At 63.3% G+C, this 13,794-nt stretch carries 16 protein-coding genes; 10 read left to right on the top strand and 6 right to left on the bottom strand.

Features of this window, described 5'->3' with window-relative positions; genetic code table 11:
* The first annotated feature begins 55 nt into the window (after positions 1–55).
* From EB75_RS00265 to EB75_RS00255, 3 genes are read left to right on the top strand one after another with little or no spacing between them, the layout of a single operon-like run.
* A complete protein-coding gene (locus EB75_RS00265) occupies positions 56–913 on the top strand; it encodes a hypothetical protein (protein ID WP_073693521.1) in 858 nt (285 codons plus the stop codon).
* The gene (locus EB75_RS00260) at positions 910–1,332 is read left to right on the top strand and encodes a PIN domain-containing protein (protein ID WP_073693494.1); all 423 of its coding nucleotides are present in this window, start codon (positions 910–912) and stop codon (positions 1,330–1,332) included. The genes EB75_RS00265 and EB75_RS00260 overlap by 4 nt, the downstream gene beginning before the upstream one ends.
* 14 nt (positions 1,333–1,346) lie before the next feature.
* Positions 1,347–2,834, top strand: a complete 1,488-nt coding sequence (locus EB75_RS00255) for a class I SAM-dependent DNA methyltransferase (protein WP_073693493.1) — start codon at positions 1,347–1,349, stop codon at positions 2,832–2,834.
* Positions 2,835–2,914: 80 nt separating this feature from the next.
* On the opposite strand, the gene EB75_RS00250 is transcribed toward EB75_RS00255, so the two are convergent.
* Both EB75_RS00250 and EB75_RS00245 read right to left on the bottom strand, forming a co-directional pair.
* A complete protein-coding gene (locus EB75_RS00250) occupies positions 2,915–3,370 on the bottom strand; it encodes a carboxymuconolactone decarboxylase family protein (RefSeq protein WP_073693492.1) in 456 nt (151 codons plus the stop codon).
* Positions 3,371–3,409: 39 nt separating this feature from the next.
* A complete protein-coding gene (locus EB75_RS00245) occupies positions 3,410–3,844 on the bottom strand; it encodes a cupin domain-containing protein (RefSeq protein ID WP_073693491.1) in 435 nt (144 codons plus the stop codon).
* Between the two features lie 83 nt (positions 3,845–3,927).
* On the opposite strand from EB75_RS00245, the gene EB75_RS00240 reads away from it, so the two are divergent.
* The 3 genes from EB75_RS00240 to EB75_RS00230 all read left to right on the top strand — a co-directional run bounded on the left by EB75_RS00240 (position 3,928) and on the right by EB75_RS00230 (position 5,872).
* Entirely contained in the window at positions 3,928–4,830 is a 903-nt protein-coding gene (locus tag EB75_RS00240; RefSeq protein ID WP_073693490.1) for a LysR substrate-binding domain-containing protein, read from the top strand.
* Between the two features lie 30 nt (positions 4,831–4,860).
* Entirely contained in the window at positions 4,861–5,127 is a 267-nt protein-coding gene (locus EB75_RS00235; protein ID WP_020102826.1) for a UBP-type zinc finger domain-containing protein, read from the top strand.
* A 106-nt stretch (positions 5,128–5,233) separates the two neighbouring features.
* Positions 5,234–5,872 carry an HD domain-containing protein gene (locus EB75_RS00230; protein WP_073693489.1) on the top strand — a complete coding sequence of 213 codons (639 nt, stop codon included), beginning with the start codon at positions 5,234–5,236 and terminating at the stop codon, positions 5,870–5,872.
* Between the two features lie 63 nt (positions 5,873–5,935).
* Here EB75_RS00230 and EB75_RS00225 read toward each other — a convergent pair whose 3' ends face one another.
* Positions 5,936–6,481, bottom strand: a complete 546-nt coding sequence (locus EB75_RS00225; protein WP_073693488.1) for a YceI family protein — start codon at positions 6,479–6,481, stop codon at positions 5,936–5,938.
* A gap of 125 nt (positions 6,482–6,606) precedes the next feature.
* On the opposite strand from EB75_RS00225, the gene EB75_RS00220 reads away from it, so the two are divergent.
* Positions 6,607–7,752, top strand: a complete 1,146-nt coding sequence (locus tag EB75_RS00220; RefSeq protein ID WP_073693487.1) for a GTP-binding protein — start codon at positions 6,607–6,609, stop codon at positions 7,750–7,752.
* Positions 7,753–7,760: 8 nt separating this feature from the next.
* On the opposite strand, the gene EB75_RS00215 is transcribed toward EB75_RS00220, so the two are convergent.
* Positions 7,761–8,369: a TetR/AcrR family transcriptional regulator gene (locus EB75_RS00215; protein WP_073693486.1), complete on the bottom strand. Its 609-nt coding sequence runs from the start codon at positions 8,367–8,369 to the stop codon at positions 7,761–7,763.
* A gap of 141 nt (positions 8,370–8,510) precedes the next feature.
* Between EB75_RS00215 and EB75_RS00210 the strand changes: the two genes are divergently transcribed.
* Genes EB75_RS00210 through EB75_RS00200 form a run of 3 tightly spaced genes read left to right on the top strand, consistent with a single transcriptional unit; the run spans position 8,511 to position 12,285 of the window.
* Entirely contained in the window at positions 8,511–8,957 is a 447-nt protein-coding gene (locus tag EB75_RS00210) for an MmpS family transport accessory protein (RefSeq protein WP_142239332.1), read from the top strand.
* Positions 8,954–11,863 carry an MMPL/RND family transporter gene (locus EB75_RS00205; RefSeq protein WP_073693484.1) on the top strand — a complete coding sequence of 970 codons (2,910 nt, stop codon included), beginning with the start codon at positions 8,954–8,956 and terminating at the stop codon, positions 11,861–11,863. The genes EB75_RS00210 and EB75_RS00205 overlap by 4 nt, the downstream gene beginning before the upstream one ends.
* Positions 11,860–12,285 (top strand): hypothetical protein, encoded by a 426-nt coding sequence (locus tag EB75_RS00200; protein ID WP_073693483.1) that lies wholly within the window; start codon positions 11,860–11,862, stop codon positions 12,283–12,285. Before EB75_RS00205 ends, EB75_RS00200 begins: the two co-directional genes overlap by 4 nt.
* On the opposite strand, the gene EB75_RS00195 is transcribed toward EB75_RS00200, so the two are convergent.
* Both EB75_RS00195 and EB75_RS00190 read right to left on the bottom strand, forming a co-directional pair.
* On the bottom strand, positions 12,286–13,059 hold the full coding sequence (locus EB75_RS00195) for an enoyl-CoA hydratase/isomerase family protein (RefSeq protein ID WP_073693482.1): 774 nt from the start codon (positions 13,057–13,059) through the stop codon (positions 12,286–12,288).
* A 10-nt stretch (positions 13,060–13,069) separates the two neighbouring features.
* Complete coding sequence (locus EB75_RS00190) at positions 13,070–13,750, bottom strand: TetR family transcriptional regulator (RefSeq protein ID WP_073693481.1); 681 nt, start codon at positions 13,748–13,750, stop codon at positions 13,070–13,072.
* Positions 13,751–13,794: the final 44 nt, after the last annotated feature.

The following is a 13,794-nucleotide window of genomic DNA, read 5'->3' as shown; positions in this document are numbered from 1 at the left end:
ATGGTCGGGAGGCAACTGACCGGCCTCATCGAATCGCAGATGGGAGGCGATGATCATGATCAAGCAGATCGAACTGCGCCTCGTCGGCGGCTCTGCGCCCAGCGGCGAGATCACACTGAAGGACCTGAGCGCGATATCGGCTGCGTTGCAGGAGCTCGTCACCAGACTCAGCCGTGATGCAGCAGATGCGGCCGGCCCTGGGCGATCCAAGCAGTACGTGGAGGAGTTCGCCGAACTGCGGTTGGGCGCCATTCAGCAGGGGAGCACGGTGCTCCAGTTCAGCAAAGGACCGACCGACAAGCTCGACGTCGAGGTTCCCGGGCTGGCCGATGCCGACGACAGGTTCTGGGAGGTACTGACGGCGATCAGCACCGACCATCGGCCGGACTGGGTCAGTGAATTGATCGCCGAGTCGGCAGGCAAGCTGACTCTCGCGATGAGGGCTGCCGCGGACACCGTCGTCGTAGCCTCGCCGTCCCGCGGTGACATTCGTATCGAGGCCTCAAACGCCCATCCCGAGACTTGGGCAACGGCCCGACAGACTGCTGGTGGCGCCGGCACTGCGGCTGGGCGGCTGGAGAAGGTGGACCTGCATTCCCACAAGTTTCGACTCCGCGATGACGTCGGCAACACCGTCGAATTGCGCCGCGTCGCCGATGATGCAGCTGCTGCGCGGCTCGTCGGACAATGGGTTCACGCCGAGGGCACGGCAACGCTCAGTCCGTCTGGACGGGTAGTGATCTTGGATGACGCACGGGTACACGAAACAGTCGATCCGGCCGCCGAGTTCCGGCAGCACCACGTCGTTTCGCCGGACGAAATCCTTGCGAGTGCTCCGGGACCGGATCCGACCGGCGGTGTTGACCCGACAGAGGAGGAATGGGCCGCGTTCCTACAGGCAATTCGCTCATGAGCTGGCCGGGAGCGACGGTCGTAGATACCGACGTGTTTAGTCGTGTCTACGTCAATCCGGTAGCTGCCGATTCGCGCGCGCAAGAATGGCGTGACGTCTTGGCTGGGCGGCCCACGGTCATCTCCTTTCAGACTCGAGGCGAGGTCCTCAGCGGTGCCCGCCAAGCGAATTGGGGCGCTTCTCGGATGGCGCGTCTGCTCGAAGTGCTTCAACGCACGCCGACGATCTATGCAGATGTCGACGTAGTCGGGGCGTATGCCAAGCTCTCAGCAGAGTGCCGCGCCGGGGGCCACCCGCTCCACGACAAGATTCACACCGCCGATCGCTGGATCGCAGCCTGCGCTATCGCCAAGCAATTCGAACTGTTGTCTGGAGACGCTATCTTTCACGGTGCGCCAAACCTCGATGTTCTCAACTGATTTCAAAGGAACGCATGTCTGAATCGCGTCGCCTCGTCGACAAGCTGTGGTCGTACTGCAATGTGTTGCGCGACGACGGCGTCGGTGTCATCGAGTACACCGAGCAGCTGACATACCTGCTGTTCCTGAAAATGGCGCACGAGCGGGCGACACGAAAACTGAACCCACAGAAGATCGTCCCCAACGAGTTCTCCTGGCAGAAGCTCCTTGATGCCGAGGGAACCGATCTCGAAGTCGAGTACACCAAGATTCTCGTCGGGCTCGGTCAGCGGCCGGGAACATTGGGGACTATCTATCGCAAGGCGCAGAACAGGATTCAGGACCCAGCCAAGCTCAAGCGATTGATTGTTGACCTCATCGACAAAGAGAACTGGTCCGCGTCGGGTACGGACCTCAAAGGCGACGCATATGAGGAATTACTGGCCAAGGGTGCCTCGGACAAGGGTTCTGGCGCCGGGCAGTACTTCACGCCACGTGACCTCATCCGTGCCATCGTCGACGTCGTCGACCCGTCGGTGGCAGACACCGTCGTCGATCCTGCGTGCGGCACAGGCGGATTTCTCCTTGTCGCGCACGAACATGTGGCCGAAGCGGCGGGCAAGCTCACCCCGACGCAGCGGACTCATCTTCGCGACAACTTCGTCGCAGGGTACGAACTCGTCGATGGTACTGCCAGGTTGGCTGCGATGAATCTGCTGTTGCACGGCATCGGCGCTGCTGACGGTGCGTCGCTGATTGAGGTGCGCGACGCGTTGATCGCTGACCCCGGCCGTCGCTGGTCGGTCGTGCTATCCAACCCTCCGTTCGGGCGCAAGTCGTCGCTGACGATGATTGGCGCGGACGGACGCGAGGTTCGCGACGACATCGAAATTGAACGGCAGGACTTCGTTGTCACCACGAGCAACAAGCAGCTCAACTTCCTGCAACACATCATGACGATCCTGGATATCAATGGCCGCGCGGCGGTTGTCCTGCCGGACAATGTGTTGTTTGAAGGCGGCGCAGGGGAGACACTGCGCCGGAAACTCCTGGCAGACTTCGATCTTCACACCATGCTGCGACTGCCGACAGGCATTTTCTATGCGCAGGGCGTGAAGGCCAACGTGCTGTTCTTCGACAAGAAGCCAGCGTCGGAGCACCCGTGGACCAGTAAACTCTGGGTGTACGACCTGCGTACCAACGAGCACTTCACGCTCAAACAGAATCCGCTGCGGCGCAGCCACCTTGATAACTTTGTCGAGTCATATCTATCGGGCAAGCCCCGCGACGAGCGGGTCGAATCTACTCGCTGGCACGCGTACTCATACGACGATCTCCTCGCCCGCGACAAGGTCAACCTCGATATCACATGGTTGCGCGACGAGTCACTTGAGGATGCGGACAACCTTCCCGCGCCTGAGGTGATTGCCAGGGAAATCGTTGAAGACTTGACCGCGGCGCTTGCAGAGTTCGAAGCAGTCGCATCGGCGCTTGAGGCGGCGGTGGGGAGCGATCCTCGCTAGCTCAAACGACACGCCGCACGCCGCTTGTCGACCAGCTCGGTGCCCTAATTCGTCGTTTCAGAACACTGTGATGATGTGGATCAGCCGACCCGGTACCGGCTGGTGATCGCGATGCGGTTGAAGGCATTCATCACCGTGGCGAGCCAAGTGACGGCCGATATCTGGTCTGGGCTGAGTGAGGCTGCGGCGGCGTCGTAGTCGGCGTCGCTGACGTGCCCATCGGCGACCCTGGTGATCGACTCGGCCAGTCCCAGGGCGGCACGGTCGACCTCGGAGAAGTAGCCGGTCTCCTCCCACGCCGGTAGTACGGCGATCCGGTCAGTGCGCTCGCCGAGCTTGAGTGCGTCGCGGGTGTGCATGCGCAGGCAGAAGGCGCAGCCGTTGATCTGGGAGACCCGGATCTTGATCAGCTCGACCAGCTTTGGGTCCAAACCTGCTGCCGCGGTGGCGCTTTCCGCCTCGCCGGACAACGTGATGAGTGCCTGGTAGGCGGCGGGGTGCTGCTTGTTGGCGCCGACTCGCGATGTGGTGGTCATGATTCTCTCTACCGTGTCTGTGGGCTCGGTGGTGACGGATTACTGATGCGGGTCATCGATTTTCAAGTTGTCTCCGGTGTTGGAGATGAAGACGACCAGCAGTTTGGCGCGTTCGGTCTGGCTGGTGTTCTCGGTGACGACGTGGTGGGCCCCCGGTTGCTCGATCCAGTTCTCGCCCGGGAGATACGTGCGTACCGGGGCGTCGTCGACCTGGCTGCGGATGCTTCCTTCGAGGACATAGGCGTAGATGAACGCATCCCCATGACGGTGCGGCAATGCGCGGAAACTGGGCGGAAATTCGACGATCGACGAAGTGAACGTCTTTCCAGGCACGTTGGGAAGCGCCTGCTCGATCAAAGGCGTCTGCACGTCGGTGGTCGTCGGTGCGGCGGCGGAGACGGCTAGGGCGGACCCGGTGAGGTAGATGGTCGCCAAGCTGCCGGTGACGGCGACCGTGAAGGTGGACTTGTTCATACGTCCATTTCAGTGACTCCCACCAATCAAGTCCAATGAGGAGTTTTGATCTGAATGATCAGCATCGGTGATAGCTTCTGGAGATGGAACTCCGTCAGCTCGAGTACTTCCTCGCCGTTGCCGGCGAGATGAACTTCTCGCGCGCGGCGCAGCGAGCGCACGTCGTGCAGTCGGCCCTCTCGATGTCGATCGGCAAGTTGGAGAAAGAGCTCGGAGTCGAGTTGTTCGATCGGTCCAAGCAGCAGATCAAGATCACGCCGGCCGGTGAGTTGTTTCGTGAACACGCCCGACGTGTCATTCACACAGCGCAACTGGCCAAGGATTCGCTCAGCGACTACCGCGGCGAGCTGTCGGGAACGGTCGATCTGGGATCGCTCGTGTCCTTCGGCACTTTGGACGTGCCAAAGGTGTTGGGGGACTTCCATCGCACCTACCCGTTTGTGCAGATCAGACTGCGACAGAGTCAAACAGGTTCGGCTGCTTACCTTTCCGCGATCGCGGAGGGTTCACTCGACCTGGCGCTCGTGTCCGCGCCCGAGCGATTTCCATCGAAACTGCAGATGCAGCTGATGTGTCAAGAACCGATGGTGTTCGTCTGCCGCCGCGATCATTCGCTTGCGCATCGCGATCATGTTGGTATCGCCGAACTCGCGGACGAGGACCTCATCGGCTTCCCGATCCAATTCGGGCTCCGACGGCTTGTCGAGGCTGCTTTCGCGGCAGCCAATGTCACCGCGCGCACGGCACATGAAGTGGCGCTGGAGTACTCGGTCGCTGCCCGTCTCGTCCGACACGGGTTGGGCACCATCATCATGCCGGGCAGTGAGGCGCTGCTCTTTCCGGACTTGCGTGCCATCGAGATTCGCCCGGCGATTCTCTGGAAGATCTATCTGGCCTCGGCTGAGCCGCCGCACACCAGGCCGGCGAGCGCGAAACTGGCCGAGATGTTGCTGGCGGAGGCCGTCCAGTCGGGCGCGTCCCGCTGATCCGGGCGCAACGGGGCTACCGTGGATGTCGTGGCATCCATCTTCGGCGACTCGCACTTGAAGAACGTCCGCCTGGTCACCCCGCAGACCACGAAGGGCTGCCAGGACTGCATCGCGGCCGGCACCCGGTGGGTTCATCTGCGGCTGTGCCTCACGTGCGGGCACGTTGGCTGCTGTGATTCGTCGCCAATGAAACACGCCAGTGCGCATGCAAAGACGCCGGGTCACGAGATCGTGCAGTCCTTCGAGCCGGGTGAGAACTGGCGGTGGTGCTACGTGCACGAGAAGTACGTCTGACCGTGTCCTGATCTGTGGGATGCATGGCTCCGCGCGCTCTGTAGGTACGGCCGATCCGCGGACAAAATGGACTGTGTCCAATCAAGTCCGACGGAAGTTGCGAGCCATGCCCGAAGTTATTGCAGGAGTGACCATTCCGGACACCGAGCTGGTCCGGGAGGCCACCTCGATCGTGCGGAAGTCGACCGACGACACCTTGTTCAACCACTCCCGCCGGGTGTTCCTGTGGGGGTCGTTGAAGGCGGCCGCACGAGGCCTCGACGTCGACCCGGAACTCGCCTACGTGGGCGGCATGTTCCACGACCTGGGCCTGACCACGGAGTATGGCACCACGCATCAACGATTCGAGATCGATGGGGCCGACCTTGCTCGAAAACTGTTGCTGGACTTCGGTCGTAGCGAGCAGGAGGCGACGAATGTGTGGCTGGCGATCGCGTTGCACACCACGCCAGAGGTTCCGCACCACCTGGCGCCCGAGGTCGCGGTGGTGATTCTGGGCGTCGAAACCGACGTCATCGGACTGGGTCTCGACGAGATCAGCGAAGAGCAGCGCGCCGAAGTGGTTGCCGCCCATCCGCGTCCCGACTTCAAGAACCACATCCTGCGGGCGTTCAACGACGGCATGGCCCATCGCCCGGATACCACGTTCGGGACCATGAACGACGACGTGCTCGCGCACTTCGACCCGTCGTTCGTGCGGACGAACATGGTTGATCTCATCCAGAACAACGCCTGGCCGGAGTAGCGATGGGCAATGCCGGGCCGGGCGACAGGACGCGGGGGAACCCGGCCCGGCAGTGCCTTCGAATCAGGCCTGCTTGACCGCTTCGATGTCGAGAGTGATGGTTACCTTGTCGCCGACGACGGCGCCACCGGTCTCCATCGGCAGGTCGAGGTCGACGCCGAAGTCCTTGCGGTTGATGACAACCGACGCCTCGTAGCCGGAGACCTCGCCGTTGCCCATGCCCGGGCTCACGCCGTTGAATTCCAGGTTCAGGGTGACCGGGCGGGTGTTGCCCTTGATGGTCAGGTTGCCGTCGAGCAGGTACGCATCGCTTTTGGGGCGCACGGCGGTCGACACAAAGGTCGCGACGGGGTGGTTCTCGGCGTCGAAGAAGTCGGCCGACTTGACGTGTCCGTCGCGCTGCTCGTTGCCGGTGTTGAGGGACGTCACGTCGATCTCGGCGGTGACCGACGGGGTGCCGTCGGCATCGACGGTGATGGCGCCACTGAAGTTCTCGAACTTGCCGCGGACCTTGCTGACCATCAGGTGGCGTACCGAGAACTCGACGGTGGAGTGAGCGGTGTCGATTGCCCAGGTGCCGACGCTGAGGGGAGTGGTGGCGGTGGTCATGTACCTGTCCTTTGTTGGTTCGAGGGCCGGCTTGTCCGGCCTCTGATGAGCTCCAACCGGACCGTAGTCCGGATTATTTCCAGGCATGACTCGCAATCCTTAATGAAAATGATTATCGTTAAGGCATGTCCTCGACCTCAGCTGACCTGATCCCTGTGACCGTGCTTTCGGGTTTCCTGGGGGCCGGCAAGACCACGCTGCTCAACCACATCCTCGCCAACCGGGACGGCCGCCGCGTTGCGGTGATCGTCAACGACATGAGCGAGGTGAACATCGACGCGGCCCTGATCGCCGGCCAGGGTCACCTCGACCGCACCGAAGAGAAGCTCGTCGAGCTCACCAACGGATGCATCTGCTGCACCCTGCGCGAAGACCTCATCACCGCCGTCGCGGATCTGGCCCGGCAGAAGCGATTCGACCAGATCGTGATCGAATCGACGGGCATCTCCGAGCCGATGCCGGTGGCGGCGACCTTCAGCTGGGAGTTCGAGGACGGCTTCGTCCTGTCCGAGCTCGCCCGTCTGGACACCATGGTCACCGTCATCGACGCGTGCACGTTCCTGCCGGAGTTGGCGCGCGGGGACGCGCTCACCGACCGGAACCTCGCGGTGGCCGACGGCGACGGGCGCAACATCGCAGACCTGCTCGTCGATCAGGTCGAATTCGCCGACGTCATCCTGATCAACAAGACTGACCTGGTCAGCGCCAAAACCGTTGCGACCGTGGAGGCTGTCGCGCGGCGGCTCAACCCGAACGCGCGGATCGAGCACACCGATCACGGGATCGTGCCGCTGGCAACCGTTTTGGACACCGGGTTGTTCGATCCGGAACTCGCCGCGGAGGCGCCCGGGTGGGATGAGGAGATCGCCAACGGGCACGTGCCGGAGACGGACGAATACGGCATCAGCAGTATGACGTTCCGTGCCGATCGTCCGTTCCATCCGCAGCGACTCGCGGAGGCCCTCGATCAGGTGCGAGGCCTGCTGCGCAGCAAGGGTTTCTGCTGGATCGCCACCCGGCCGAACATTGCCGCCATCTGGTCGCAGGCCGGCCCCAATCTCACCATCGAACCCGCCCAGTACTGGACGAGCACCGATATCGAGCCCGGTCAGGAGATCGTCTTCATCGGCATCCGCCTCGAAACCACCAAGGTACGAGCGCTTCTCGACTCAGCGTTGCTCACCGACGACGAAATTGCCGCCGGAACAAGCGCGTGGTTGCGGTACGCGGATCCGCTGCCGGCGTGGACCGCGGCGCACAGTCACGTGTGAATCCGGGGCTACCCGCCTGGTGCGAGCTCTCCGAGCAGGTAGCGCTGCAGCGTGACGCCGAGGTCAGCGGCGAGTTGTGCATTCGAGCGGTTGGCGAGCGGTTCCAGCCCGATGACGTACCGGGCCATGGCGAAACCGTTGACCTGTGACATGACCAGCGCGGCGCGGTAGTCGGCATCGGCGGAGCCCAGTCCTTCAGCGATGGGTGCAATGACTTTGCGCGCCAGGAAGTCCCGGACCAGCTTCGCGGCTTCCGGTTCGGCCGTGGCCGCGCGCACCATGCCGATCATGGGTTGTCGCCGCACTTCGTCTTCAAGAACGTCGAGAATGAACGTTGCCAGGCGTAGACCTGCCCCGTCTTTGTCGCCGTCGAGTACCCGGTCGATGATCACAGCGGGTTCGACGGGAAGTTCGACCACCGCGAGGAACAGGTCCCGCTTCTTGCCGTAGAAGTGGCTGACCAGTGCGGGGTCGACGCCGGCCTGCAATGCGACCTGTCGCAGGGACGTTCGCTCGTATCCCAACTCCGCGAACAGCTTTCGTGCGGTTTCTTCGATCGCCTCGCGGGTGCCGTTGGGCCCCGGGCGGCGGCCACCGCGGGAGGGTCGCTGGGTCATTCGACTCCCTGGTTCACAGAATTCTTTACGTGTTGAATTATAGCCCCACCGGGTTTAATGTCATACCGTCAACCTTCTTGATTAGCCACGCTAGGGAGACGTACCGCGCAGACCACGCCTGCCGGTGCGAAAGGGTAACGGATGCAGCGGTTTTCGATCAGACGCCAGCTGAGTCGCCACTGGATGTATATGGTGGCGGCGGTGGTGATCGTGGTTGCCGGCTTCGCGGTGCTTCGGCTGCACGGCATCTTCGCGTCCCATGACGTCACGTCGACGCCGAGCGGCGCGGTGAATGACATCGTGCCGTTCAACCCCAAGCATGTGTTGATCGAGGTCTTCGGGCCGCCGGGCACCGTCGCCACCGTCACCTATCTGGACGTGAACGCCCAGCCGCAGCGCGCCGACGCCGTCAGGTTGCCATGGGCCTACGACACGACCACCACTCAGCCGGCGGTGTTCGTCAACGTCCAGGCCCAGGGCGACAGTGATTCGATCGGTTGCCGCATCACGATCGATGACGCCATCAAAGACGAGAGAACGGTGAACACCGTGCACGCATTCACCTACTGTCTGGACAAATCCGGATGAGCGGGGGCCGGGTTCCGGACTTCATCCGGCGGTATTCGGTGTTCATCGCCTTCTTCTGGCTGGCGCTGGCCGTCGTCACGAATGTCTTTGTGCCGCAGCTGGAGACGGTGGCCGAGTCCCACAACGTGTCACTGAGCCCCACCGACGCGCCGTCGCTGCAGGCGGCGAAACGGATCGGCAAGGTGTTCCAGGAGTTCGATTCCGACAGTTCGGCCATGATCGTCCTGGAGGGCGACCAGCCGCTCGGGGCGGCCGCGCACCACTACTACGACGGCCTGATCGACAAACTGACCGCCGATACCAAACACGTCCAACACGTGCAGAACTTCTGGGGCGACCCGCTGACGGCAGCCGGGTCGCAGAGCGCCGACGGCAAGGCCGCGCTGGTACAGGTGTACCTCGCCGGCAATCAGGGCGAATCGCTGGCCAATGAATCGGTTGACTCCGTCCGCAGGATCATCGAGAACACCCCACCGCCACCAGGTCTCAAGGTGTATCTCACGGGCGCGGCACCTTTGATCACCGACCAGTTCGAGGTGGGCCGCCACGGCACGCTCAAGACCACCCTGATCACCATCGGCGTCATCATGGTGATGCTGTTCTCGCTCTACCGTCGGTTCACCACGGTGATCATGGTGATCTTCACGGTGATGATGGAGCTGACCGCGTCGCGAGGCGTCGTTGCCTCGCTCGCCAGCGCCGGCATCATCGAACTCTCCACGTACTCGACAAACCTGTTGACGCTCTTGGTCATTGCCGCTGGCACCGACTATGCGATCTTCATCCTCGGCCGGTTCCACGAAGCCAGATACGCCGGTCAGGATCGGGTCACGGCGTACAACACGATGTATCACGGCACCTCGCACATCATCCTGGGGTCGGGCCTGACCATCGCGGGCGCGGTGTTCTGTCTGACGTTCACTCGGCTGCCGTACTTCAAGAGCCTCGGAATCCCGGCCGGCACAGGCGTTCTCGTCGCGGTCGTCGCCGCGTTGACGCTCGCGCCCGCGCTGCTGTGCATCGGCCGGCACTTCGGCCTCTTCGAACCCGTGCGTCAGCTGCAGACGCAAGGCTGGCGGCGCATCGGCACGGCCATCGTGCGCTGGCCCGGCCCCATTCTCGTGGTGACCGTCGCGGTGGCCCTCATCGGCCTGATCGCTCTGCCCGGGTACAAGACGAGTTACGACACCCGCCCGTATATGCCCGCCGACGCTCCGGCCAATATCGGCTACGCCGCCGCGGAGCGGCACTTTTCTCAGGCCCGACTCAATCCCGAACTGCTGATGATCGAAGCCGACCACGATCTGCGCAACTCCACCGACATGATCCTGCTGGAGCGCGTCGCGAAAGCGGTGTTCCACACCGACGGCATCGCGCAGGTGCAGTCGATCACCCGGCCGCTGGGCACGCCCCTGGACCACTCGTCGATACCGTTCCTGATCAGTGCCGGAAACGCCGGGCAGATCAACAACCTGCCCTTCCAGCAGGCGCGCAGTGCTGACCTGCTCAGGCAGGTCGACGTGATCAACAAGTCGATAGACATTCTGCGCCAGCAGTATTCGCTGCAGCAGCAATCCGGGGCACTCACCCACGAGCAGGCCAAGGCATTTCAGCAGACCGTCGCCACGGCGCAGGACCTGCGCAACAAGATTGCCGATTTCGACGACTTCTTCCGGCCGATCCGTAACTACTTCTATTGGGAACCACACTGCTACGACATCCCGATCTGCGCCGCGTTGCGCTCGGTCTTCGATTCGCTCGACGGTATCGATGACCTGACCGACCAACTGGGTGATGTCGCCGGGAGTATCGCCAAACTCGATGCGCTGCAACCGAAGCTGCTCGCATTGATCCCGCCGCAGATCGCGAGCCAGGAGACCAACCGCGATCTGACGATGACGAACTACTCCACGAACTCAGGTCTCAACGACCAGGCGGCCGCGTCATTGCAGAACGCCACCGCACTGGGGCAGGCCTACGACGCGTCGAAAACCGACGATTCGTTCTATCTGCCGCCGGAAGCGTTCACGAACCCCGAGTTCCAGCGCGGCATGAAGTTGTTCATGTCGCCGGACGGCAAGGCCGCCCGCATGATCATCACGCACGAAGGCGATCCCGCCACGCCCGAAGGCATTTCGCACATCGCCGCCGTCCGGCACGCCGCGCAGCAGGCGGTGAAGGGCACGCCCCTGGGTGGATCGAGGATCTACCTTGCCGGTACCGCGGCCACGTACAAGGACATTCAGGAGGGCGCGAAATACGACCTCATGATCGCGGGGATCGCGGCGCTGAGCCTGATTCTGTTGGTGATGATGTTCATCACCCGCAGCATCGTCGCGGCCCTGGTCATCGTCGGTACCGTGGCGCTGTCGCTGGGCGCCTCCTTCGGGCTGTCCGTGCTGATCTGGCAGGACATCTTCGGCATCGACCTGTACTGGATTGTGTTGGCGCTGGCCGTCATTCTGCTGCTGGCGGTGGGGTCGGACTACAACCTGCTGCTCATCTCGCGGTTCAAAGAAGAGATCCACGCCGGCATCAACACCGGCATCATCCGCGCGATGGCCGGGTCCGGCGCGGTGGTGACGTCGGCCGGGCTGGTGTTCGCCGCGACCATGGCGTCCTTCCTGTTTGCCGATCTGCGGGTCCTCGGCCAGATCGGTACGACCATCGCCCTCGGCCTGCTGTTCGACACGCTGATCGTGCGGTCGTTCATGACGCCGGCCATCGCGGTGCTACTCGGTCGGTGGTTCTGGTGGCCGCTGAAGGTGCGGCCGCGCCCTGCGAGCCAGATGCTGCAGCCGTACGGATCGCGGCAATCGGTGCGTCAACTGCTGCTGTGGGAGGACGGCGATCCCGCGGTCAGCGGGTCGGGTGTGGGTTCGCGAAGCCACGGAGGAGACGCATGACGGACATGGAGCTGTGGGGCGGGCTGACAATCCTCGCCGGAATGCTGGCGCTGATCCTCATCACGTGCGTCTTCGTGTACGTACGCGGGTTGGAACGACGACCACCCGCACCATTGGGTGAGCAGGTAGGCGCCCACAAGGCCGTACTGGCGAAAGTACGTAAGGGCCAACCGATGTCGCAGGACGAGATCGACTACGCGAATGAACTGGTGTCGGACGCCGGCTCGCCGCTGGCCTACGCGATACCCGCGCTGCTGTTCACCATGGGCTTCTTCTACGTGGTCGGCTGTATGTACGAACTCCAGGTCCACGGCGGCCACCCCTCGTTTCGCACCTTCATCGGCGGCATCCCGATGCTCACCTCGCTGAACATCTTCGGGCAGTTGCACCGGGTGGCACGACTGAAGAAGCGCGTGCCCTAGCTACCGGCTGCCGAACGCCTTTGCCGCCAAATCGATGTGGCCCGCGGCGGCGAGAATCTGGCTGCGGTTCTCGACATGCAGCGCGGCCTGCAGGCTGGGGGCCTCGAGGTTGGCCCACAACACCTGCTTGGTCGACTCGAGACCGAACTTTCCGTAGCCACAGAGGGTTTCGGCGATGGCCAGCGCGTCCGCGACGACGTCGTCCTCAGACAGTCGCGACACCAGCCCCAGGCGCAGTGCCTCGTCGGCAGCCACCGTCCGGGCGGTGAGGATCAGGTCGAACGCCTGGCCGGCGCCGACGATCCGGGGGAGCGTGTAGCTCACCCCGATGTCGCAGCCGCCGATGCCCAGCTTGATGAACTGGGTGCAGAATCGCGCACCGGGTCCGGCGATCCGGATGTCGGAGGCCAGCGCGAGCGCGAAACCGCCACCGTAGGCTGGTCCGTTGACCGCCGCGATCACCGGTTGGCGCAGGTTCTGGATGCGGGTGGTCAGCTCGGCGATCCGTTCCTGCCAGCGCATACCCGACCGTGGAAACTCCAGTCCGCCACCGGCTTCCGGCGGGTTGGGGTCGGAAAGGTCCAGGCCCGAACAGAATCCGCGGCCCGCGCCGGTGAGTACGACGACGCGGCACTCGTTGTTCCGGTGGATCTCCTCGAGAGTGCTGTGCAGCGCCTCGACGAGTTCGAGGTTCAGCGCGTTGAGTTTGTCCGGCCGGTCCAGGGTGAGGACGGCGATATCGGGACGGGGATAGGCGAGCGACAGCGTTGTCATGCGGCTGACGTTAGCCGCTGTGCCACCCGGCCACGCCGACGGCGATCATGCGCAGCTGCTTGCGCGCGGTCCGCTTGACGTCGTCCAGTGCCTTGGCGTCATTGGCGTCGTCGATGGATTCGGCGGTAGTCATCATCGTGTTGACGAACAGCCCGGCCACGATGTTCAGGTCCTCGGCGCTCCAGGTGGTGAGCCCGGGCAGCCGGCCCAGGTCGATCGCGAGCTCGGAGGTGATCAACCGGATTTCCGTGCGGATCGCGTAGCGCAGCGCGGTGACGCCACTGTTGCGCTCGCGGCTGATGAAGCGCCAGTGCTCGGGGCGTTCGGCGACGCTGTTGAACAGGATGTCGACGGACGACTCGATGATGCGTTTGGGGTCGAGTTGGCCGGCGCGGCCACCACGGAGCATTTCCCGCAGGGCGCGGAACGACTCGTCGATCAGGACCAGGCCGAGGGCGTCCATGGTTTCGAAGTGCCGGTAGAAGGCGGCGGGCACGATGCCGGCTTCGCGGGTGACCTCGCGCAGGCTCAGCGCGCCGAAACTGTCCTCTTCCAGCAGCTTGAGGGCAGCCGTGATGATCGCGCGGCGGGTGGCTTCCTTGCGTTCTTCGCGCGACAGGTTGTCCTGGACGCGAGAGCTCGATGAGCGGCTGGACCTCCGGTCGCGTGAACCAGGGGTACGACTGTTCACCGAACAAAGTTTACACAGCGCGGCGAATCCGCAGTTTGGAACGA

Source organism: Mycobacterium sp. ST-F2 (assembly GCF_001905655.1).
Classification (GTDB): domain Bacteria; phylum Actinomycetota; class Actinomycetes; order Mycobacteriales; family Mycobacteriaceae; genus Mycobacterium.
This window is presented reverse-complemented; position numbering and strand designations above follow the sequence as displayed.